The 1,116-nt window shown below is 40.5% G+C and carries 1 protein-coding gene; it reads right to left on the minus strand.

The annotated features are described in order from the left end of the window. Positions 1 to 29: 29 nt before the first annotated feature. Entirely contained in the window at positions 30 to 998 is a 969-nt protein-coding gene (locus tag BMY39_RS14960; protein ID WP_092581138.1) for an IS110 family RNA-guided transposase, read from the minus strand. Positions 999 to 1,116 lie beyond the last annotated feature (118 nt).

The following is a 1,116-nucleotide window of genomic DNA, read 5'->3' on the forward strand; positions in this document are numbered from 1 at the left end:
CAACAAAGAACTGAGTTAAAAAACAAGTATTATTGAGCTAATTTTGAAACAAAGTTCTCATCATAAGGCAATCCACTTTTTGCAATAGCAAAGGCTTGTTTTAATAGTTTGTTTGACACCGCTATAAGCGCTAACTTTTTACTCTTTCCCTTAGCAACAATCCGTTCGTACAACGCTTTACAGGCCCTGTTGTGTTTGCTGGCCGAAAAAGCACATAAAAACAATAGGTTCCTTAATTTCTTGTTCCCTACCTTACTGATTCTGCTTCGCCCTCTTACACTGCTGCCCGATTCCCGTATTGTGGGCGTTATCCCAACGTAACTGCACAGTTGTGATGCCGTTTCGAACTTCTTGAATCCATCGGTAACCACTATTAAAAACAACGCTGTCTTTACCCCCATACCTGGAATACTTTTTAATAACGTTAATTGATGTTGCTCGTCCTGTTTTACCAATTCCAACAATCGAGACTCTAAAGCCTCTACCTCATTGTTTAAATGCTTTAAATTGCGCTTTAAAGATCTATAAACAAACCTGGACGGAACGCCCAGTACTTCTTCGCCTTTTAGCTTGTTCTTAGTGGCTGTTCTATGTTTTAGGTAACTATCCAATAACCTGAAGAGCTGCAGGCACTCACTCTGAATGTCCGTCAGGGCATTATACAACGGGACATCGTTCGTCCGCCCGTAATCACAGATAGCTTTCGCATCACTCCTATCGGTCTTAACCTTGGCTAGCTTCATCTGTATAAAGCGCTTTACCGATAACGGATTGACCACTGACACCGAGACTCCCTGATGGTATAAAAACTGTGCCAAACGATAGTGATAATAGCCTGTAGCTTCCATAACTGCCAAAGCCCCTGTTGGCAGGCTTTTGAGAAACCTCTTAAACCCTTGCTCGTCATTTTTAAATTGATGGTGCCCGCTCTGGGAACCATAAACATCAAAGACATTTTTACTGATGTCGATCCCATAAATTTCGCTATATTTATTCATAATAACTGTAATTTGGAAAGAACGAGCTACTGACGTTTCAACAACTTGAAATCGAGTTTTTATACTCAAAGAACTGAACGAAATCTTAGTAGTAAAAGAGAGAGGGTTACCAATGTTG

Origin of the sequence: Hyunsoonleella jejuensis, from assembly GCF_900111025.1 — a bacterium.
In the GTDB taxonomy this organism is placed as follows: domain Bacteria; phylum Bacteroidota; class Bacteroidia; order Flavobacteriales; family Flavobacteriaceae; genus Jejuia; species Jejuia jejuensis.

Excerpts from the sequence above, each read along its gene's own strand:
- BMY39_RS14960 (WP_092581138.1), bottom strand. The coding sequence starts at position 998 with ATGAATAAATATAGCGAAATTTATGGGATCGACATCAGTAAAAATGTC.